Genomic DNA, 19,488 nt, shown 5'->3' on the forward strand with positions numbered 1-19,488 from the left:
GTGATCAAGAGGTTTGCGTCAGAAGTTCGCACGATGCTGACGCAAACCTCTTGATCACCGGGAAGCGACGCGCGGCAACGCGCGGCAACGCGCGGCGGACGGTGCCTAGTCGGCCGGGCGGCGCAGGACGGTGACCGCGAACGGGGCGTCGTCGCGCCACGGGCGCAGGTCCCAGGTGGCGAAGCGTTGCTCCACGCGCAGCCCGGCGGCCACCGCGTCGGCGTCGAACGCGGTCAGCGGGTAGCCGCGCTCCGTGCCGAACCCCACGGTCAGCACGCCGTCGGGTCGCAGGTGCGCGGCCACCCGGCGCAGCACCTCCGGTTCGGTGCCGACGGCGACGAAGGCGAGCACGTTGCCGGCCAGCACCGCCGCGTCGAACGGCTCCGCCTCACCCAGCGCCGGTAGATCCAGCTCGGCGAGGTCGGCGACCAGCCACGTCGGGCCGGGATAGTCGGCGCGGGCGGCATCCACCAGCGCGGGGTCGGCGTCCACCCCGACCACCGTGTGCCCCCGCTCCGCCAGCGCGGCACCGACGCGGCCGGTGCCGCTGCCGGCGTCGAGAATGCGCGAGCCGGGCGCGACGAGGGCGTCCACCAGTCGGGCCTCGCCGGCCAGGTCCGCGCCCTCGGCCGCGAGCTTGCGGAACCGGTCGATATACCACTGTGAGTGCTCAGGACCGGTGTCGGTCGCCCAGCGGGTCGGGTTGGCCATGAGGCCACCGTATCCGGGCCGGTGGGGGCCTGGCGGGTGACCCGGACGAGACGATCATCCCTTCTCCGCGCCGCTGGTCAGCCCCTCGGTGAGCAGCCGTTCGCTGGCGAAGAAGAGGATCACGATGGGCAGGGTGAGCACGACCGACCCGGCCATCAGCACGGTCTTGGGGACCTCCACCCCGTCGGCGAGCAGCGACAACCCGAGTGACACCGTCCACCGGTTGGGTTTGTCGACCAGGAACAGCAGGGCGAAGAGGAACTCGTTCCAGGCGATCATGAAGTCGTAGAGCGCGACCGCCATGATCGACGGCATCGCCAGGGGCAGGCTGACACGGCGGATGATGCCGAGCCGGCCGGCGCCGTCGATGGCCGCGGACTCCTCCAGACTGACCGGGATGGTCTCGAAGTAGTTCTTCAGCATGTAGACCGACACCGGCAACGTCTGCGAGATGTAGACCAGCACCAGACCGAACAGCGAGCCGCGCAGCCCGGCCCGGGTGAAGACCACGAACAGTGGGATCGCGATGACGATCGACGGGAACAGGTAGACCGCCAGGAACAGGAAGTCCACCTGTCGCCGGCCGAAGAACCGCAGCCGGGCCACCGCGTACGCACCGGGGATCGCGACCAGGAGAGTGAGCACGGTCGCCGCGACGGCGACCAGTCCGCTGTTGCGGATGAAGGTGAGGAAACCCTGGCCGCCGTCGTCGGTGGCCTTGAGCACTTCGGCGTACGTGGCCACGGTCAGCTCACCGAAACCGACCACCAGCGCTCCGGGGTCGAGCAGCAGCCGCTCGATGGGGCGCACCGAGAGCACCAGCATGTAGTAGAAGGGGAAGACCGTGATCGCCAGGAACCCGGCGATCACCAGGCGGCGCAGCCAACGCAGGCTCACCGTCTCGACCACGTCCCGGTCCATCAGCTCACCCTCCGTCCGAAGAAGCGCAGATAGATCAACACGAACACGATGAGCACCACCGCCAGCACGACCGCCTGCGCGGCCGCGGCCCCGATGTCGGTACGGGCGGTGAGGAACTCGTACACCCGCACGCTGACCACCTCGGTGCCGGCCGCACCACCGGTGAGCAGGTAGACGTCGTCGAACTTGTTGAACGTCATGATGAAGCGCAGCACACCCAGCAGGGCGATCACCGGCAGCAGTTGCGGTAGCAGGATGTGCCGGAACCGCTGGGTGGGGGTGGCGCCGTCGACCCGGGCGGCCTCCTCCAACTCTCCGGGCACCGCCTGGAGCCGGGCCAGCAGGAACAGGAACGCGAACGGGAAGTACCGCCACGCCTCGAAGACGATCACCGTGGCCAGCGCTGTCGACTCCTGGGTGAGGAACGGCACCGGGGCGTCCCAGCCGAGCAGGCGTTGGCCCCACGCGTTGACGATGCCGAGTTGCGGGTCGAGCATCACCTGCCAGACGAACGTCACGGCGACCACCGGCGCCACGTACGGCAGCAGCATGGACGCCCGGACCAGGGTGCGACCCCGGAACGGCCGGCGGACGACCAGTGCGGCCACCAGGCCGAGCAGGATCGACCCGACGGTGCCGCCGATGCTGTAGATCAGCGTGACCCACAGCGTCTCGGCGAAGCCGGGGGTGTGCAGCACCCGGTCGATGTTGTCCATGGTGAACTCGCCGAACAGGCCGGTCTTGCGCAGCGTGGCCAGCCGGACCCGCTGGAAGGCGAGCACCAGGGTCCACACGATCGGGATGCCGATGACCGCGATGGTGACGAGCAGGGTCGGTGCGACCAGCGCGAGCCCGGCCCGGGACTCGCGGCGGCGCAGGGTCAACGGTCGGCGCCGGGGTGGCGCCGGCCGCTCCCTGGTGGGGGAGCGGCCGGGGCCCGGCGCGGTGGTGGTCAATTGACGCCCGCCTTGATGGCGTCCACGTCCTTCGTGGCGCGGTTGGCGGTGGCTGCCGCGTCGGATTTGCCGGAGACGAGGTCGCCCAGCGCCTTGGGCACCGGCAACTCGCCGAGCATGGCGCCGACGAGTTTGCCCTGCCCCTGGCTGAGGCCCCAGCGCCCGAAGGTGTCCGGGCTGCGGCGCAGCGTGGCCAGCACCTCGTCGCCGTACACGTCGGTGAGGGGCTTCTTCGCGTCCACGCCCGCCTGGCTGGTGTTCCAGGCGGTCAGGTACGCCTCCGGCTCGGCGGGGGTGCCCTTGCGCACCGGGAAGCGGCCCTCGGGGGACATGCCGAACCAGCGCGGGTAGCCGTCACCGAGCATGTACTCCACGAAGGACTTCGCCGGGTCGGCCGCCGCGCCGTCGAGAACCGCCCACGAGCTGATCTCGCCGTACTGGGCCGGTTCGGTGCCGTTCGGGCCCTTGATCGCGGTGACGAACCCGCTGTTCTTCGCGAGGAACGCCGGGTCCGCCTGGCACTGGGGGCAGGTCGGCTTGGCGTCGTTGCGCAGCCCCGCCAGCTCGTCGAGGATGAACGGTGACCAGATCACCATCGCCGCCTTGCCCGCGAAGTAGGTGGCCCGGGTGGTGTCCACGTCCTGCGCGCCCTTCACCGAGCTGGTGCGGATCAGGTCACCGTAGAAGCGGAACGCCTCGACGCACTGGGGCGAATCCAGTGTCACCTTCCCCGAGTCGTCGGTGAGCTGGCAGCCGTTGGCCAACGCCAGGTGCTCGAAGGTCTGCTGGGTGAACACGTCGCTGGGGGCGGTCGCCGCGGTGATGCCGGCGACGCCGCCGGTGTTCAGTCGGGCCGCGGCGGCGGTGATCCGCTCGTACGTGTCGGGGGCGGGCAGACCGGCCGCGGCGAACAGGTCCTTGCGGTAGACGAGCAGCTGCCCCCAGCCGTCGCTGGGCACGGAGAGCTGTTTGCCGTCGTCTGAGGTGAGCTCGAGTGCTCGGGGGGAGAACGTCTGCTTGCCCAGCTTGTCGACGACCTCCGCGTTCGCCGAGGTGTGCAGCAGCTCGTTGCCGGCGAGCGTACGGATGCCGGCGAGGGAGACCGACCCGACCACGTCGGGCAGGTCGCCGGCGGCGGCGTTGGCGGCGATCAGGGAGGGGAACTGGTCCTCGTTGACGGTCACGAGATCGACCTGGATCCCGGTCTTGGCGGTGAAGTCGGCGATGATCGCCTTGGTGGCGGTGACCCGGTCGGCCACGTCTTCCAGGCTCCAGACGGTGATCTTTTTGCTGTTGCTGTCTGGTTCGTCGTCGCCGCAGGCCAGCAGGGTGGACGCTGCTAGTGCCATGATCAGGGTGGTGGCGAGTATCCGCCTCGGAGGTGCTGACATCGGTGACACTCCTCTCGAAGGGTACATGCCGGATTCAACACCTTCGATTGATCAATAACAAGACATATTGCGATTTTGTGTCTATCCTGGAGCCCAGTGCTACCGGGATGTGACACATGGGCAACTGGGTGGTCTCTCTCGCCGGGCCTCGACGCATCAGCCTCGAGCCCTGCCCGCCGGATCCGCTCGGCTCCGGCCAGGTCCGAGTCCGCACCTGCTACTCGGGCATCTCCGCAGGCACCGAGCTGACCCTCTACCGGGGCAGCAATCCCCGGCTCAGCAAGGACTGGGACGATGCCGCCCGAATGTTCGTCCCCCGACAGACCCCGGTGCCCTACCCGTTGATCGGCTTCGGCTACGAAGAGGTCGGTGAGGTCATCGAGGTCGCGCCGGACGTCACCGACCGGCACCCGGGCCAGCTCGTCTGGGGCATCTGGGGGCACCGGGCCGAGGCCGTGCTCGCCGCCGACGCGGTCCGCGCGCTCCCCGCCGGGCTGGATCCGCTCGCCGCGGTCTTCGCCCGCCCCGGCGCCATCGCGCTGACCGCCGTGCTCGCTGGTGACCTGCACCTCGGCGACTGGGTAGGCGTCTTCGGTCAGGGCGTCATCGGGCTGCTCGCCACCCGGCTCGCCGTGCTCTCCGGGGCCCGGGTGGTGGCCGTCGACCCGGTACCCGACCGGCTGGAGCACGCCGCCCGGTACGGCGCACACTCGACTGTGGATGCCACTGTCACCTCCGCCGCCGCCGTGCTGCGCCAGGCCACCGACGGCCGGGGGGCCGACGTCTGCCTGGAGCTGTCCGGCGCGTACCCGGCGCTGCACGAGGCGATCCGCTCCACCACCCACGCCGGACGGGTCGTGGCCGCCGGCTTCTACCAGGGCCAGGCCGACGCGCTCGGCCTCGGCGAGGAGTTCCACCACAACCGCATCCAGTTGGTGGCCGCCCAGGTCTCCGGGCCCACCCCCGCGCCGAGCATGGCCGGCCGGTGGACCGGAGACCGGGTCGCGCAGACCTTCATGGACCTGGTGGCCGACCGCAGCGTCGACCCGCTGCCACTGGTCAGCCACATCGTCGACGCCAGCGCGGTCGCCGACGCCCTCGCGCTGCTCGACCGCGGCGCCGGTGACGTCCTCCAAGTCGTGCTGAGGTTCTCATGACCACCATCGCGCTGGCCTGTCAGGAACAACTCCTGCCGGGCACCAACCTCATCCAGAAGTACGCCCTCGCGGCCGCCCTCGGCTACCAGGGCATCGAGCTACGCGGCCGCGGCGACCTGGCCTTCGCCCGCCGGCTGCCGGAGCTGCGCCGGGCCCGCGCCGCCGGGGTGGTGATGCCCACCGTCTGCGTCGAGATGGACCACTTCATCGGTGACTTCGACCCCGCCCGGTCCGCCGACGCCGTCCGTAACCTGCGCTCCCAACTCTCGGTGATCGCCGAGCTGGGCGGCGTCGGGGTGATGACCCCGGCCGCCTGGGGGATGTTCTCCCGACGACTGCCGCCGTTCGAGCCGCCCCGGGCCCCGGACGGCGACCGGCAGGTGCTCCTCGACGCCCTCGGTGAGCTGGGCGAACACGCCCGGGCCGAGGGGGTCGCCCTCTTCCTGGAACCCCTCAACCGGTACGAGGACCACATGGTCAACCGTCTCGACGAGGCGGTGGCGCTCTGCGCCGCGCTCGGGTTGCCGTCGGTCCGGGTGGTCGCCGACACGTTCCACATGAACATCGAGGAGGACGACGTGCACCGCGCGCTGCGCGCCGCCGCGCCGTACCTCGGGCACGTACAGGTCAGCGATTCCAACCGGTACCAGCCCGGCGCCGGGCACCTGGACTGGCCGGCGCTGGTGCGTACCCTGCTGGAGCTGGACTACCGGGGATGGCTGGCTCTGGAGTGTCGGCTCCGCGGCGACCCGGTCCGCGCCCTGCAACAGGCCGCCACGGTGCTGCGACACGCGCTGCCCCGGCGGGCCGCCGCGTGACCGCCGACGCCGGGCCGACAAGCGTCGACGCGACCGCCGGTGTCGACGGGGTCGGGGACGTCGGAGCGACGCGCGCCGACGCCGCCGGCACGGGTGGCCCGGCCGACGCGGCCGGGCTGGGTCGACTCGCGGTCGACACGCTCGACGCCAACTGGGAGCACGACCACACGGTGCCCTCGCGCACGCTCTACCCGCACCAGTGGAGCTGGGACTCCGCGTTCATCGCGATCGGGTTGGCCCAGGTCCGTCCCGACCGCGCCTGGCGGGAGCTGACCACCCTGTTCCGGGCGCAGTGGGCCGACGGACGGGTGCCGCACATCGTGTTCAACCCGGCGCTGCGGGTCGGCGCGTACTTCCCGGGGCCGGAGATGTGGCGTTCGGCCGACGTGCCGGGCGCGCCGACGGTGGCCACCTCCGGCCTGGTCCAGCCGCCGGTGCACGCGCTCGCCGCGTTGCTGGCGTACCGGCGGGCGCCCGACCCCACCGCCCTGGCCGCGCTGCGCGGGCTCTACCCCGCGCTGGTCGCCCAACAGCGCTACCTGGCCGACCGGCGGGACGTGGCCGGTGACGGGCTGGTCTGCATCGTGCACCCGTGGGAGTCCGGGTTGGACAACAGCCCGGCGTGGGACGAGCCGATGGCGGCGGTGCCGGCCGAGGCGGCCGTGATGCGGGCGTACCGTCGGCACGACACCACGCACGCCGACGCCGCGCACCGCCCCACGGACCTGGACTACGCGCGTTATCTGGCGATCGTCGCCGCCTACCGCGACCACGGCTACTCCGACCGCGACCTGGCTGCCGGGCACCCGTTCCTGGTGGAGTGCCCGCTGTTCAACGCGGCGTTCGGGGCCGCCGAACACGCCCTCGCCGAGATCGCCGCGCTCGTCGGCGACGACCCCGGGCCGCACCGGGCCCGCGCGGCCCGCATCACCGAAGCTCTCCTGCGCCGGTTGTACGACCCGGACACGGGCACGTTCCAGCCCCGTGACCTGCGCACCGACCGCCTGGTGAGCGCCCGTACCGTGCTCGGGCTGACCCCCCTGATCCTGCCCGACCTGCCGACCCGGCACGCCGACGCGCTGGTCGTCGAGGCTCGGTCGGCGCGCTTCGGGGTGGCCCGTCTCATGGATCGGCCGCTGCCCACCTACGACCGCACCGCACCCGACTTCGAGGCGCTGCGTTACTGGCGCGGGCCGAGCTGGCTCAACATCGGCTGGCTGGTCCGGCGTGGGCTGCTCGGGCACGGGCACCCGGAGCTGGCCGCCGGGCTGCGCCGCTCGATGATCGGTCTGGTCGCCGGGGCCGGCTGCCACGAGTACTTCCACCCGGACACCGGCGCCGGGCTGGGCTCACCGGCGTTCAGCTGGACCGCCGCGCTGCTGCTCGACCTGCTCGCCGACTGAGCCGGGCCGCCGGGTGGTAGCGTGCCCGGTCCCGGCGGCCGTAAGGAGCATCGTGCGCGAGATCGACAAGGTGGCCTGGATCCTCGTCGAGGACGGTCGGGTGCTGAGCACCCGGTCGGTGGGCAAGGACGTCTGGTACCTGCCGGGCGGAAAGCGCGAGCCGGGCGAAACCGACCTGGAGACCCTGCGTCGGGAGATCGACGAGGAGTTGAGCGTCGAGGTCGACGTGCCCGGTGCCGTGCACCTGGGCACCTTCACCGCTCAGGCGCACGGCCACACGACCGGCATCACCGTGCGGATGACCTGCTACCGGGCCGGCTATCGAGGACAGCTGCGGCCGGCCAGCGAGATCGCCGAGATGGCCTGGCTCGGGTACGCGGACCGACAGCGCACCTCACCGGTCGACCAGATCATCTTCGACCACCTGCTGGCCGAGGGTCTGCTGGCCTAGCGGCCGTTTGTCGCGGCCGGCCAGGGGTAACCGGCCGAGCGTGACCGACGGCGACGGGTTCCCGTACTTCATCGACGCGGTGTCCCAACGGTCCGGCCTGCCGGCCGAGGAGGCCGGCGTGCTCGCCCGCGCCGTGCTCCAGACGTTGGCCGAACGGGTGACCGGCGGCGCGCCCGGCGACCTCGTCGCGCACCTTCCGAACGAGGTCGACGGCTACCTGACCGGCCCGGCCCCGGATGCGGCCGGGACGGCCCTCCCAGCCCCCGATGCGGCCGCGGCCCTCGGGCCGCATGCCGGCGCCGATGGCTTGACCAGCGGGGTGGGCCTGGAGGTCGGCGGTGCCGGCGCGACCCCGATGGAGGCCGGCCCGACGGAGTTCCTTCGTCGGGTGGAACAGCGTGCCGGGGTCGACCCGGCCACCGCCCGGGCCGGAACCGGCGCCGTCTTTGCCACGTTGCGGACGGCGATGACCGTACGGGAATTCCAGGAGATGGTGGCGCGACTGCCGCACGATGGCGGAGGTGGGGCCGCGCCCACACCGCCGGCCGACAGAGCGGGTTGAGGGATTGACGCTCTGTCCGATACTTTCGTCTCCTCATGCGAGCGATACCGGGCTGGGCGACGTTGCGGATGGTCCGATCGCAGTTGCGGAACACACCAGGCCGGAGCCTCGCAGTGTTCTCCGCTGATGGTCGGCTGGCGATGCTGGCGCTGGCCGTGACCGGGGCGGCGCTGCTGCTCACCGTGCTCGCCGCGTTGGTCCCGGCGATCCTGATCCGGCGGTTGCCGACTGCCGCCCTGCTCGCCGACCAATGAGGCCACAGGGTTGATCGGGCTACGACTCCTCGGCCTGAATCGCCCGTCGGCGTCGGCCACCGGCAGCTCCCTGGGCTCGGCTGACGGCACGGGAATTCCGGGAGATGGTGGCGCGACTGCCGCGCGACGGCGGGTTCTGATCCGGCCCGGCGGGGTCAGCCCAGGAGTGCCTTGGTGACGTCGGCCCGGTTGAGGGCTGCCACGCACCAGGCGCAGTGGCCGTCCTGACCCGTCGGGTCATAGGCGTTTGCCGTGATCAACGAGTAGGCGGCCCGGTAGACGAGCAGCGCCACGCGGTCGTAGCCCAACCGTGCCTCGATCCGGTCGAGGAGGTCGCGTTCGGCCTGCGCCGCCTCCGGCCCGTACATGTCGAAGATCGCGGCGCCCGGCGGGACGACTCGACCGAACCGGCGAACCAGATCTTCGCCACCCGCGAGTCGTCTACCTCGTAGACCGCGCCCTCCATGCCCTCGCCCAGCAGCTTCGGGGTGTCCGTGCCGATCCACCGCTGGAGCACCCCGGCGACCTGCTCCTCCGCGAGGTGACTCATGCCTCGGGCACCTCCTCGGGCTCGGCGACCCAGGCGGAGAAGACCGGCACCCCGTGCCAGGGGCCGGTGACGCCGTCGGCCCCGGTGTCGGTGGCGACGGCCACCACCGCGTACGGGTGGCCGAAGCGCAGCTCGGCGGTGCGGGCCACACCCTCCGGCGGCATGCTGGTAATTCCGGCCATGCCGGTCACGGCCGCCGCCTCGAAGCCGTACCTGTCGAAGCGGGCCACCGCCGTCTGCCGTGCCTTGAAGTCCTCCACCGGCAGCGCCAGCGCCGTCGCGAGCGTGGTCACCGCGGCGAGGAAACCGAGTGCCGGGGCGGTCAGGTCGTGGTCGTTCCGAGCGGACCAGCAGGGGAGGACAGCGTTGTGCCGCTCTTCGCGGCCGTCGCGGGCCCAGGTGTGCACCCGCTCCTCGGTCAGCGTCCAGAGCGGAGTCTCGCCGAGCGGCAGGTCGAACAGCGAGCGGCCGCCCGCCGGTGGGGCGCCGTCGGCCGCCCCGGCGCTCAGGTCGTACGCAACGGCCAGCACCTCGGCCGGTGGCACCTGCGGCGCGGCGGCCACCGAGAGGACGACCAGCCCCGCGCCGTCGGTCGTCTGGGCGGGCGCGGCGTGCACGATCACGTCACCGGCTTGCGCGGTGGACACGATGGCGCAGCGGTGGCCCTCGCTCGGGCTGCGCAGTGCTTGCCGCAGTCGACCGGCCCAGGGGCTGCCAGCGCCGAGCGCGCGTGCGTCGGCGACGTCGAACGGGGTCGCCCAGGACACCCGGGTGGCCAACGCGCTGGCCAGGGCCAGCACCACGTCCGGCCCGACCCGCAGGGGAAACGTCTCGATCAGGCCGAGGGTGTGCTCGCGCGCCCACGCGTCCAACCCGGCCTGATCGGGCAGTGCGCCGACCTCGGTCGTGCGGGGCAGCGCGGCCCGCCACGCCGCCGACCCGCCGTCGCCCTGCCCCGCTGTGTGCCAGAGCGCGGTGGCGGACCCGACCAGCGGGTGCGGCGCGTCCAACAGTGTTCGGGCCACCTCGGCCGCGCTCGGCAGGTCGGTGCCCAGCGCCTGCGCCAGCTTCGCGGCGGCTTCGTCCGCTTCGGCCGGATCAGGGTCGGCCGTCGTGGCGGTGACCGCGAGCAGCAGCCAGGCACCGAGCGGGGAGGCGACGTGGTGCCTGTCGCCGACCGTCGCGTGCAGTCGCGCGGCGTACGCGGACAACGGGCCGTGCAGATTGCTCCTCATTCCCACACTCTGCCCGCCGACCCGGCTCACGACCACAGTTCGAACGGCTCGTCGATCTCCGTGCCAGCGAGAAAGGGGGTGATCAGCCGGGGGAGCTGACCGGGGTAGAACCGTTCCCGACTGGCCACCACCTCGGGCAACGGCCACCAGCGGAAGCCGAAGTAGTCCTCCCGCTCGTAGTCGAGCCGGTGCGCCTCGTCCACGTCCGGGCCGGGGCCGGCCAGCCGTACGGCGACGACGACCTCGTCCTGGACGTGCCGCACCTGGCGGTGCAGGAAGCTCGCCCGCCGCCGCCACACCGGCGCGCCCACCTGGTCGGCGGTGATCACGATGCCGGTCTCTTCCCGCAGCTCCCGCACCGCCGTGTCGCGATAGGTCTCACCGGGATCCATGCCACCGCCCGGCAGCTCCCACCAGGTGCCCAGCCGGGCATGGTCCGGGTCGTGGGTGTGGAACAGCAGCACCCGGTCGGTGCCGTCGGTGACCACCACCCGCACCGCGCGTCGCTCCAGGATCGGCAGGTCGCGGGGCAGCTCGTTCATCGGGCCAGTCTGTCGTACCGCCCGCTTCTGCGGCGGGTAGGCTGCCCGCCGTGGCTGGTCTGTTGAGGAATGTCGCGGCACGTATCTCTCGGGTCGGTGCGGTGATCCCGTCGCCCCGGCGCACCGGGCCGGCGCCCGCGCAGGTGGCCCGCCGCCGTCAGGTGAGCGCCTTGCAGCGTCGGGAGTTGACCTACGCTCCGGAGCGCGACGGTCAGGCCGACCCGGGCGAGATCGTCTGGACGTGGGTGCCGTACGAGGACGACCCCCGCCAGGGCAAGGACCGGCCGGTGCTGGTCGTCGGGCGGCACAGCCGGACCCTGTTCGGGTTGATGCTGTCCAGCCAGAGCGAGCGGGACGGGCAGCGGCACTGGTTCGCGCTCGGGCCGGGGGAGTGGGACCGGGACAACCGGCCGAGCTGGGTCCGGCTGGACCGGGTGCTCACCATGCGCGAGGACAGCATCCGCCGGGAGGGTGCCGTGTTGGATCGGCCCCGGTTCGACCGGGTCGGGCAGGCGTTGCGCGCCGGCTACGGCTGGCGCTGACCGACGCCGGGCGGCATCAGCAGTGGGCCAGCCTGAACGTGACGGGCCCGGCGGTCAGGTTCACTCGCGGCTCGGGCCGACCGCGGCACCCTTCGCGTCCGGCGGCGGGTACGGCTGGTCGGCGAGGAGCCGGGCCAGGTGTGCGGTGTTGAGCGCCAGGGCCTTCGTGGTGCGGCCGGTGGTGTCGAGCTTGGGGCCGGCGTCGCGGTAGTCCACTGTGTGCAGTGCTTCGCCGACCCAGTAGGTCGCGGCGGCGGCGGCGATGGTGAACCCGACCTCGTTGAGGGCCTGCTGCACCTCGCCGATGGTGTGGTGGGCGCCGTCCTCGTTGCCGACCACGGCAACACCGGCGACCTTGCCGTAGGTGCGGAGCCGACCCTCGGCGTCGGTCTCGGAGAGCTCGGCGTCGAGGCGTTCGAGGACCATCTTGCAGACGCTGGAGGGCTGGCCGAGCCAGATCGGCGTGGCGATGATCAGCACCTGGGCTGCCATCAGCTTGGCGCGGATCGCCGGCCAGCCGTCGCCGTCGCCCTCGTCGGTGGACACCCCGAAACGCACGTCGTGATCGACGACCCGGATCAGTTCGCCCTCCACCCCCTGCCCGGCCAACTCGGCGAGCACTTCCCGACCGAGCTGCTCGGCGCTCGACGGCGCAGGTGACGGCTTGAGGGTGCAGTTGAGTACGAGGGCGCGGATGGTCGCCACGTCGGGTCCTCTCGGCGGTCGTGATTCGAGTACTGGCTTGCCATACCCGGATAAGACGTCTCAGAACACCCCGGAGGCCGGCAAAACCGCTGGGTCGGTGGACGGAGCGCTGGCAGGGTGTCCGCATGGTGCAGGACGACGCACGGCAGGTGGCCGGACAGGTGCGGACGGGCTTCGGCCTGCAACTGTCCACGATGGAGCTCGTCACCTCCGGCGCGGACCAGCGCGCCCGACTGTGGCTCGCGCAGACCGCCGACGGCGGTCGGTACGCGGTCAAGCTGAGCGGTGGTGGCACCCCGGCCGGCCTGGTGGTGACGGCGTACCTGGCCGGGCAGGGTGTGCCGGGCATCGTCGCGCCGCTGCGGGCCGACGACGGGCGGCTGTCGATCGACCACGACGGCCGCCGCCTCTCGGTGGTGCCGTGGGTCTCCGACCAACGGGCGCTCGACGGTCCGATGACCGACGCGCACTGGCGCGCGTACGGCGAGGTGCTGGCCGCCGTGCACGCGGTGCCGGTGACCGACGAGCTGAGCCGGCTGCTACCGGCGGGCGGTGCCGCGTACCCCTCGATCGTGGCCAGGACCCGCGCGGTGGCCGAGCGGCTGCGCGACCCGGGCCCGGCGGACGACCCCGCCGGGCCGCTGGCCGTGGAGATGGCGTACGTGTGGTCCGCGGTGGCCGACCCGGTGGCCACACTGACCCGCGACGTCGAACGCCTCGCCGTCGACCAGCGCGACCGACCCGGCGCGAACGTCGTTTGTCACGGCGACCCGCACCTGGGCAATCTGCTGCTCGGCGCGGACGGGCAGGTCTGGTTGATCGACTGGGACGACGCGGTGCTCGCGCCGCCCGAGTGTGACCTGATGTTCGTCCTGGGCGGGGTGCTCGCGTTCGCGCCGATCAGCGCCCGTCAGCAGAAGGCCGTTCTCGCCGGCTACGGCCCGGCCGACATCGACCCGGCCCGCCTGGCCTGGTTCCTCGCGGTCCGGGCGCTCGACGACCTCAGCGACTGGACCTGCCAGGCGCTGGACCCGGACGCCGCCGTGGCCGAGCGGGATCGGGCGGCGCGGATCGTGCGGGGGCTGGTGTCGCCGGTGGGTCTGATCACCCTCGCCGACGCTGCCCTGCGCGACCTTGACCGGCGACGTTGACCGGAAACCAGGGCCGTCCGCACTGGGACACAACAAAGGCAAGGAGCACATGCGCTCCTTGCCACCTCCAACATATATCGCACCCCGGGCCTTGCGGCAAGACCCGGGGTGTGCCGCAGAATCACCACCCTGAGCCCATAACTGGGAAAATCGGGGGATTTCATGATCGACGTGATCATTGCTGGCGGCGGGCCGACCGGCCTGATGCTGGCCAGCGAGTTGCGGCTGCACGGGGCGCACGTGCTCGTGGTGGAAAGGGAAACCAAGCCGACCCCGTACGTCCGTGCGCTCGGCCTGCACGCACGCAGCATCGAGGTGATGGACCAGCGAGGTCTGCTGGAGCGGTTCCTCGCCCTCGGACAGCAGCACCCGGTCGGGGGCTTCTTCGCCGCCATTCCCAAGCCGTCGCCGAGCGGGCTGGACACCGCCCATCCGTACGTCCTCGGCATTCCGCAGACCACCACCGACCGTCTCCTGAGCGAGCACGCCAGCGAGGTCGGCGTCGAGATCCGGCGCGGCAGCGAACTCGTCGGGCTGAGCCAGGACGACCACGGGGTGACCGTGCGGTTGGCCGATGGCACGCAGGTGCGTACGCGCTACCTCGTCGGCTGCGACGGCGGTCGCAGCACCGTACGCGGGCTGCTCGGTGTCGGCTTTCCCGGCGAGCCCAGCAGCGTCGAGACGCTGCTGGGCGAGATGGAGGTGGGCGTGCCGCCGGAGACGGTGGCCGAGGTGGTGACCGAGGTCCGCAGGACGCACCTGCGGTTCGGTCTCGGGCCCCTCGGCGACGGGATCTACCGCGTCCTGGTTCCCGCCGAGGGGGTGGTCGAGGATCGCTCGGTCCCGCCGACCATCGAGGAGTTCAAGCGACAACTGCGGGCGTACGCCGGCACCGACTTCGGTGTCCACTCACCGCGCTGGCTCTCCCGCTTCGGTGACGCCACCCGGCTGGCCGAGCGTTACCGGGTCGGCCGGGTGCTGCTGGCCGGCGACGCGGCGCACATACACCCGCCGACCGGTGGGCAGGGGCTCAACCTCGGCATCCAGGACGCGTTCAACCTCGGCTGGAAACTGGCCGCCGAGCTCAACGGCTGGGCGCCGGACGGGCTGCTGGACAGCTACCACAGCGAACGGCATCCGGTGGCCGCGGACGTGCTGACCAACACCCGGGCGCAGATGTTGCTGCTCTCACCCGAGCCGGGGCCGCGGTCCGTGCGCCAACTGTTGTCGGAGCTGTTGGACTTCGAGGACGTCAACCGGTACCTGATCGAGAAGATCACCGCGATCGGGGTGCGCTACGACTTCGGCGCGGGCCACGACATGCTCGGGCGCCACATGCGTGACGTACGGCTGAAGCGGGGGCGCCTCTACGAGTTGATGCACGGCGGCCGCGGCCTCCTGCTCGACCAGACCGGCCGGCTCTCGGTCGCCGGGTGGGCGGAGCGGGTCGACCACGTCGTCGACGTCAGCGAGGAGTTGGAGGTGCCCGCCGTGCTGTTACGGCCGGACGGTCACGTGGCGTGGGTCGGCGACGATCAGAGCGACCTGCTCAGTCAGCTGCCCAGGTGGTTCGGCGCGCCGGTCACCTGAACGGTCAGCGCTCGCCGAGGAACGCGCTGTCGACCAGTTGGCGGGGCGATCGGGTGCCACCGAGGCTCTTCGCCTGGTACATGGCCGCGTCGGCGCGGCTGAGCGCGTCGGTGAGCTGGGCCGGGCCGGTCACCGGGGCGAGCCCGACGGAGGCGGTGACCCGGACGCTGCACCCGCTCAACCGGATCGGCGCGGCGACGGTCTCGCTGAGCCGGCGGGTCGAATGCTCGATCCAGCGCCGGTCGACGGTGGGGCTGGAGAGCAGCCCGGCGAACTCGTCACCGCCGAGGCGGGCCACGAGGTTGTCCCCGGCGAAGCCGGCGAGCCGTTCGGCCACACTGATCAGCACCTGGTCGCCGGCGGCGTGCCCGTACCGGTCGTTGATCTGCTTGAAGTCGTCGAGATCGAGCACCACGGCGATCAGCGGCTGGCCGGCGGCGTCGGTGAGCAGGGCGGCTGCCAGGCGGTAGAAGGCGCGCCGATTGGGCAGCCCGGTGAGCGGGTCGTGACTGGCGGCGTGCCGTTCGGCGGCCAGTTCGGCTTGGAGGTGACCGATCTCGGCCTCGGCGCGCACCGCCCGTCGGCGCAACTGCCAGGAGGAGAGCAGCGCGCCCGCCGCGCAGACGCCGGAGGCGACACTCATCGGATCCGGCACGAACCCTCCCATCGCCGCGACCGCCTCCAGCCTTCGGTTGACGCGGCGCGCCGCGTCGGGCCCAGTTTTGCCTGATCGTTGCCCGTGTGGGGGTAACTCAAAGTGAACGGATGGGCACCGATCATGTGCGTTATCATGCTCGCCGTCGGATGCAGATGCAATAGCAGATGCACGTGCAGAACCGTCCAATGTCGATACCGCACCCCCTCGCCGTCACCGCTCCTCCCACGGCCACCGGCGGGCTCGTAACAGAAAGACGCCCCCATGCAGCAGCCACCCAATGGCGTACCGATCCACCAGTTGCCTCCGCTGAGCTGGCAGAAGAGTCGTCGCAGCAACCCCAGCGGCAACTGCGTCGAACTGGCCGAACTGCCCGAGGGAGCGGGCATCGCGGTCCGCAACTCACGACACCCGGAAGGGCCGGCGCTGATCTACACGGTCGATGAGATCGCCGCCTTCGTTCTCGGTGCGCGGGACGGAGATTTCGACCACCTGATCAACTGACCGTCCGGGGGTGGGTCGTCCCGGTGACGGGACTGATTCACCGGCGCGGAGGAGTTCACCTCACTGTCGGTCCATGGCATGCTTACACGTCGGCCGGGCCGGGGCGCCCGGCCGTCGTGGGTCGGTGTCCGGAGGTCCGCACGTGACGATGGTTCCCGCCGAGGGTGGCCCGACAACCGGGCCGACCGTGCTGCGCATGCTGCTCGGTGCCCAACTGCGCCGCCTCCGGGAGTCCAGCGGGGTGACCCGGGAGGGCGCCGGCTGGGAGATCCGCTCCTCCGAATCCAAGATCAGTCGGATGGAGCTGGGTCGGGTCGGCTTCAAGGAGCGTGACGTCGCCGACCTGTTGACCCTCTACGGCGTCACCGAGGACCACGAACGCGACGCGCTGCTCAAGCTCGCGCGTGACGCGAACAGCCCCGGCTGGTGGCACCGCTACGGCGACGTGTTGCCGTCCTGGTTCCAGTCGTACCTGGGCCTGGAGGCCGCCGCCGCGCTGATCCGCACCTACGAGGTGCAGTTCGTGCCCGGCCTCCTGCAAACCCGGGAGTACGCCCGGGCGGTCGTGCTTCTCGGGCACGGCGCGGCCGGTCCGGCCGAGATCGACAGGCGTGTCGCGCTGCGGATGCAGCGTCAGCAGTTGCTCCAGCGGCAGAACCCGCCGCAGCTCTGGGCCGTGGTGGACGAGGCGGCGCTGCGCCGGCCCATCGGCGGCGCCGAGGTCATGCGGGGTCAGCTCACCGCGCTCATCCAGGCGACCAAGTCGCCCCACATCCGGTTGCAGGTCATCCCGTTCGCCGCCGGTGGCCATGCCGCCGCCGGGGGCGCCTTCACCATCCTGCGCTTCGGCGACCAGGAGCTTCCGGACATCGTCTACATCGAACAGCTCACCAGCGCCATCTACCTGGACAAGCGCGACGATCTGGATTACTACGCGGTGGCCATGGAGCGGCTCTGCGTCGAGGCCGAGCCGCCCGAGCGTACGGCGGAGATCCTCGGCGGCCTGCTGGACGACCTCTACCCGGCCTGACTCCCGACCGCGACGGCCCTGGCCTGGTCGACGACCGTGGACAGTGGACCGGCGTCAGCCCGCCTGCCCTGACCGCTGCGGCTCCGGCGGGAAACTCTCAGCCCACGTATTGACCAACGCCGACCGGCCGGGCTAGTCTCTGTATCGATACAGACTGGATCGATACAGAGGGGTGCCGGTGAAGCCAACACTGCAAGCCGTGGCCGACGCCGTCGGCGTCTCGCGCAGCACCGTTTCCAACGCCTACAGCCGCCCGGACCAGCTCTCCGCCATCCTGCGTGAGCGGATCCTGGACGCCGCCCGGCAACTCGGGTACCCCGGCCCCAACCCCACCGCGCGCTCCCTACGCCGAGGTTTCGTCGGGTCGATCGGGGTGCTGTTCACCTCGCAACTGTCGTACGCCTTCACCGACCCGTTCGCGGTCCGCTTCCTCGCCGGTGTCGGCGCGGCGGCCGAGCGGCACGGCACCAGCATGCTGCTGGTGCCACTGCCTCCGGCGGTGACCGACGCCCGACGGGCGGTGGAGAACGCCGCCGTCGACGGGTTCTGCGTCTACTGCGTCGCCGACGAGGAGTGGGCGTTGGACGTGATCCGCCAACGCGGGCTGCCGTTCGTCAGCACGGCCGCCCGCGACGACGCCGGCGCCGACGAACGGTTCGTCGGCATCGACGAGCGGGCCGCCGCACGCAGCGCCGCCGCGCACATCGCTGGGCTCGGGCACCGTCGGGTGGCGCTGATCGCCGACTCCGTGCTGCCCGACGCGCCGGCCGGCCCGCTCACCCTGGCCGGGGTCGACCAGGTGCCGCATCCGACCACCCGAGATCGGCTCCGCGGGTTCGCCGACGCCTTCGCCGAGGTCGGCGTCGGCTGGGCCGAGCTGACAGTGGTCAACGTCCCCGGCAACAGCCGCACGGCGGCAGCCGCAGCCAGCGCCGGGCTGTTCGACCAACCCGCGCCGCCGACCGCTGTACTGGCCGGCTCCGACGTCCTCGCGCTCGGTGTGCTGGACGCCCTGGCCGCACGGCCCGCCCATGATCGTCCCCCGATCTCGGTGACCGGCTTCGACGACGTCCCCGAGGCCGCCGCGGCCGGCCTCACCACCGTCCGGCAACCGGCCGAGGAAAAAGGCCGGATCGCCGCCGAACTGCTGCTCGACCCGCCCGCGGACGCCGCGGCCGGTCACGTGTTGCTGCCCACCGCACTCGTCGTCCGGAACTCCACCGGACCTGTCCCGAGGAGTTGACCATGGAACTGCCCACCGGATACATCACCGCGCTCGACGCCATGAACCGGCACGTCAACTCGGCCCGGCCGGACGCTCCGGTCCAGGTCGAGCGCCCCCGTCGGGCCCTGCTCGCCCCGACCCGGCAGGCCACCGCCCTCGCCCTGCGCCGGCTCGCCGACCGCATCCAGCCGCGACCGCTGCCCAGCACCCCGCGCTGCTCCTGAGCCGCACCAATCCCATTCCGGCACGCACGGGACGAACAGTGTGGGGCCGGGCACGCAGAGTGGTCGTGGGCGGCATTGCCAGGCAGACTGGTGAAGCCATGTCGCCGCTCACGCCCACTCTCCGCCTCCACGACCGCTACGTACTGCACGAGCGGATCGGTCTCGGTGGCATGTCCGAGGTGTGGCGAGGCGACGACGAGGTGCTCGGGCGGCCGGTCGCGATCAAGGTGCTCGCCGGGCAGTTCGCCACCGACCCGCAACTGCGGGCCACCATCCAACGCGAGGCCCGCGCGGCCGCCCGGCTGACCCACCCACACGTGACCCAGGTGTACGACTACGCCGAAGCGACCCTGGCCGGCGGCGTCGTGGTCCCGTACCTGGTGATGGAGCTCGTCGACGGTCACAACCTGGCCGACCGGCTGCGGACCGGGCCGCTGCCCTGGCCGGAGGCGGTCCGGGTGGCCGGGCAGATCGCCGCCGCGCTGGCCGCCGCGCACCGCATCGGCGTCGTGCACCGCGACGTCAAGCCCGGCAACGTCATGCTCACCGACACCGGCGCCAAGGTGCTCGACTTCGGCATCGCCGCGCTCGGCGGCCTCGACAGCCAGTCCGGCGAACCGCTGATGGGCACCCCCGCCTACTTCGCCCCGGAACGGCTCACCGCCGGCCCGCCCGACCCGGCGAGCGACGTGTACGCCCTCGGCGCACTGCTCTACCGCACCCTCACCGGGCGGGCGCCACTGCCCGTGCAGAGCTGGGAGGACGCGCTGGACGTGCACCGGCGGGGCACCCCGGTGTCGCCGCTGCGGGTGCCCGGCCTTCCTGCCGACATCGCCGAGCTGACCGTCGCCTGCCTAGCCGCCAACCCGGCCGACCGGCCGAGCGCCGCGCATCTGGCCCGCCGCTTCGGC

23 protein-coding genes are annotated in these 19,488 nt (G+C 71.9%); 14 read left to right on the forward strand and 9 right to left on the reverse strand.

The window, feature by feature from the left end; all coding sequences use genetic code 11:
- Nucleotides 1–105 precede the first annotated feature (105 nt).
- Genes DLJ58_RS16285 through DLJ58_RS16300 form a run of 4 tightly spaced genes read right to left on the reverse strand, consistent with a single transcriptional unit; the run spans nt 106 to nt 3,979 of the window.
- A complete protein-coding gene (locus DLJ58_RS16285; RefSeq protein ID WP_112589720.1) occupies nt 106–711 on the reverse strand; it encodes a class I SAM-dependent methyltransferase in 606 nt (201 codons plus the stop codon).
- Nucleotides 712–765: 54 nt separating this feature from the next.
- Nucleotides 766–1,632, reverse strand: coding sequence for a carbohydrate ABC transporter permease (locus DLJ58_RS16290; RefSeq protein WP_124857331.1), 867 nt, complete (start codon nt 1,630–1,632; stop codon nt 766–768).
- A complete protein-coding gene (locus tag DLJ58_RS16295; RefSeq protein ID WP_124857333.1) occupies nt 1,632–2,588 on the reverse strand; it encodes a carbohydrate ABC transporter permease in 957 nt (318 codons plus the stop codon). The genes DLJ58_RS16290 and DLJ58_RS16295 overlap by 1 nt, the downstream gene beginning before the upstream one ends.
- Nucleotides 2,585–3,979, reverse strand: coding sequence for an ABC transporter substrate-binding protein (locus DLJ58_RS16300; RefSeq protein ID WP_124857335.1), 1,395 nt, complete (start codon nt 3,977–3,979; stop codon nt 2,585–2,587). The genes DLJ58_RS16295 and DLJ58_RS16300 overlap by 4 nt, the downstream gene beginning before the upstream one ends.
- A gap of 116 nt (nt 3,980–4,095) precedes the next feature.
- Here DLJ58_RS16300 and DLJ58_RS16305 point away from each other — a divergent pair, with 116 nt between their 5' ends.
- From DLJ58_RS16305 to DLJ58_RS33850, 6 genes are all read left to right on the forward strand, one after another.
- Nucleotides 4,096–5,136, forward strand: a complete 1,041-nt coding sequence (locus DLJ58_RS16305; RefSeq protein WP_124857337.1) for a zinc-dependent alcohol dehydrogenase — start codon at nt 4,096–4,098, stop codon at nt 5,134–5,136.
- Nucleotides 5,133–5,954: a sugar phosphate isomerase/epimerase family protein gene (locus DLJ58_RS16310; protein ID WP_124857339.1), complete on the forward strand. Its 822-nt coding sequence runs from the start codon at nt 5,133–5,135 to the stop codon at nt 5,952–5,954. Before DLJ58_RS16305 ends, DLJ58_RS16310 begins: the two co-directional genes overlap by 4 nt.
- 116 nt (nt 5,955–6,070) lie before the next feature.
- Nucleotides 6,071–7,357 carry an MGH1-like glycoside hydrolase domain-containing protein gene (locus DLJ58_RS16315; RefSeq protein WP_124857365.1) on the forward strand — a complete coding sequence of 429 codons (1,287 nt, stop codon included), beginning with the start codon at nt 6,071–6,073 and terminating at the stop codon, nt 7,355–7,357.
- A gap of 52 nt (nt 7,358–7,409) precedes the next feature.
- On the forward strand, nt 7,410–7,808 hold the full coding sequence (locus DLJ58_RS16320; protein ID WP_124857341.1) for an NUDIX hydrolase: 399 nt from the start codon (nt 7,410–7,412) through the stop codon (nt 7,806–7,808).
- A 40-nt stretch (nt 7,809–7,848) separates the two neighbouring features.
- Nucleotides 7,849–8,370 (forward strand): DUF2267 domain-containing protein, encoded by a 522-nt coding sequence (locus DLJ58_RS16325; protein ID WP_158629598.1) that lies wholly within the window; start codon nt 7,849–7,851, stop codon nt 8,368–8,370.
- Nucleotides 8,371–8,483: 113 nt separating this feature from the next.
- Nucleotides 8,484–8,624, forward strand: a complete 141-nt coding sequence (locus DLJ58_RS33850) for a hypothetical protein (RefSeq protein WP_158629599.1) — start codon at nt 8,484–8,486, stop codon at nt 8,622–8,624.
- Nucleotides 8,625–8,779: 155 nt separating this feature from the next.
- On the opposite strand, the gene DLJ58_RS16330 is transcribed toward DLJ58_RS33850, so the two are convergent.
- The 3 genes from DLJ58_RS16330 to DLJ58_RS16340 all read right to left on the reverse strand — a co-directional run bounded on the left by DLJ58_RS16330 (nt 8,780) and on the right by DLJ58_RS16340 (nt 10,951).
- The gene (locus DLJ58_RS16330) at nt 8,780–8,992 is read right to left on the reverse strand and encodes a hypothetical protein (protein WP_124857345.1); all 213 of its coding nucleotides are present in this window, start codon (nt 8,990–8,992) and stop codon (nt 8,780–8,782) included.
- A 178-nt stretch (nt 8,993–9,170) separates the two neighbouring features.
- Nucleotides 9,171–10,409 (reverse strand): hypothetical protein, encoded by a 1,239-nt coding sequence (locus tag DLJ58_RS16335; protein WP_124857347.1) that lies wholly within the window; start codon nt 10,407–10,409, stop codon nt 9,171–9,173.
- 26 nt (nt 10,410–10,435) lie between these two features.
- Complete coding sequence (locus DLJ58_RS16340; RefSeq protein ID WP_124857349.1) at nt 10,436–10,951, reverse strand: NUDIX hydrolase; 516 nt, start codon at nt 10,949–10,951, stop codon at nt 10,436–10,438.
- Between the two features lie 50 nt (nt 10,952–11,001).
- On the opposite strand from DLJ58_RS16340, the gene DLJ58_RS16345 reads away from it, so the two are divergent.
- Nucleotides 11,002–11,493, forward strand: a complete 492-nt coding sequence (locus tag DLJ58_RS16345; protein WP_030336385.1) for a type II toxin-antitoxin system PemK/MazF family toxin — start codon at nt 11,002–11,004, stop codon at nt 11,491–11,493.
- Between the two features lie 60 nt (nt 11,494–11,553).
- Here the strand turns inward: DLJ58_RS16345 and DLJ58_RS16350 are convergent, their stop codons facing one another.
- Nucleotides 11,554–12,198 (reverse strand): flavodoxin family protein, encoded by a 645-nt coding sequence (locus DLJ58_RS16350; RefSeq protein ID WP_124857351.1) that lies wholly within the window; start codon nt 12,196–12,198, stop codon nt 11,554–11,556.
- Between the two features lie 125 nt (nt 12,199–12,323).
- Here DLJ58_RS16350 and DLJ58_RS16355 point away from each other — a divergent pair, with 125 nt between their 5' ends.
- Nucleotides 12,324–13,349, forward strand: coding sequence for a phosphotransferase enzyme family protein (locus DLJ58_RS16355; RefSeq protein ID WP_124857353.1), 1,026 nt, complete (start codon nt 12,324–12,326; stop codon nt 13,347–13,349).
- A gap of 162 nt (nt 13,350–13,511) precedes the next feature.
- The gene (gene rox / locus DLJ58_RS16360; protein WP_124857355.1) at nt 13,512–14,939 is read left to right on the forward strand and encodes a rifampin monooxygenase; all 1,428 of its coding nucleotides are present in this window, start codon (nt 13,512–13,514) and stop codon (nt 14,937–14,939) included.
- A 4-nt stretch (nt 14,940–14,943) separates the two neighbouring features.
- Here the strand turns inward: rox and DLJ58_RS16365 are convergent, their stop codons facing one another.
- Entirely contained in the window at nt 14,944–15,594 is a 651-nt protein-coding gene (locus DLJ58_RS16365; RefSeq protein ID WP_124857357.1) for a GGDEF domain-containing protein, read from the reverse strand.
- Between the two features lie 264 nt (nt 15,595–15,858).
- Between DLJ58_RS16365 and DLJ58_RS16370 the strand changes: the two genes are divergently transcribed.
- The 5 genes from DLJ58_RS16370 to DLJ58_RS16390 form a co-directional block, all read left to right on the forward strand.
- The gene (locus DLJ58_RS16370) at nt 15,859–16,098 is read left to right on the forward strand and encodes a DUF397 domain-containing protein (protein ID WP_091406718.1); all 240 of its coding nucleotides are present in this window, start codon (nt 15,859–15,861) and stop codon (nt 16,096–16,098) included.
- Nucleotides 16,099–16,246: 148 nt separating this feature from the next.
- Nucleotides 16,247–17,128, forward strand: a complete 882-nt coding sequence (locus DLJ58_RS16375) for a helix-turn-helix domain-containing protein (RefSeq protein ID WP_386996615.1) — start codon at nt 16,247–16,249, stop codon at nt 17,126–17,128.
- Between the two features lie 178 nt (nt 17,129–17,306).
- A complete protein-coding gene (locus tag DLJ58_RS16380) occupies nt 17,307–18,371 on the forward strand; it encodes a LacI family DNA-binding transcriptional regulator (RefSeq protein WP_124857361.1) in 1,065 nt (354 codons plus the stop codon).
- A 2-nt stretch (nt 18,372–18,373) separates the two neighbouring features.
- The gene (locus tag DLJ58_RS16385) at nt 18,374–18,577 is read left to right on the forward strand and encodes a hypothetical protein (protein ID WP_167493710.1); all 204 of its coding nucleotides are present in this window, start codon (nt 18,374–18,376) and stop codon (nt 18,575–18,577) included.
- Between the two features lie 98 nt (nt 18,578–18,675).
- A partial coding sequence (locus tag DLJ58_RS16390; RefSeq protein ID WP_148097993.1) for a serine/threonine-protein kinase occupies nt 18,676–19,488 on the forward strand: 813 nt, incomplete at its 3' end.

Origin of the sequence: Micromonospora arida (assembly GCF_003857035.1) — a bacterium.
GTDB classification, from domain to species: Bacteria; Actinomycetota; Actinomycetes; order Mycobacteriales; family Micromonosporaceae; genus Micromonospora; species Micromonospora arida.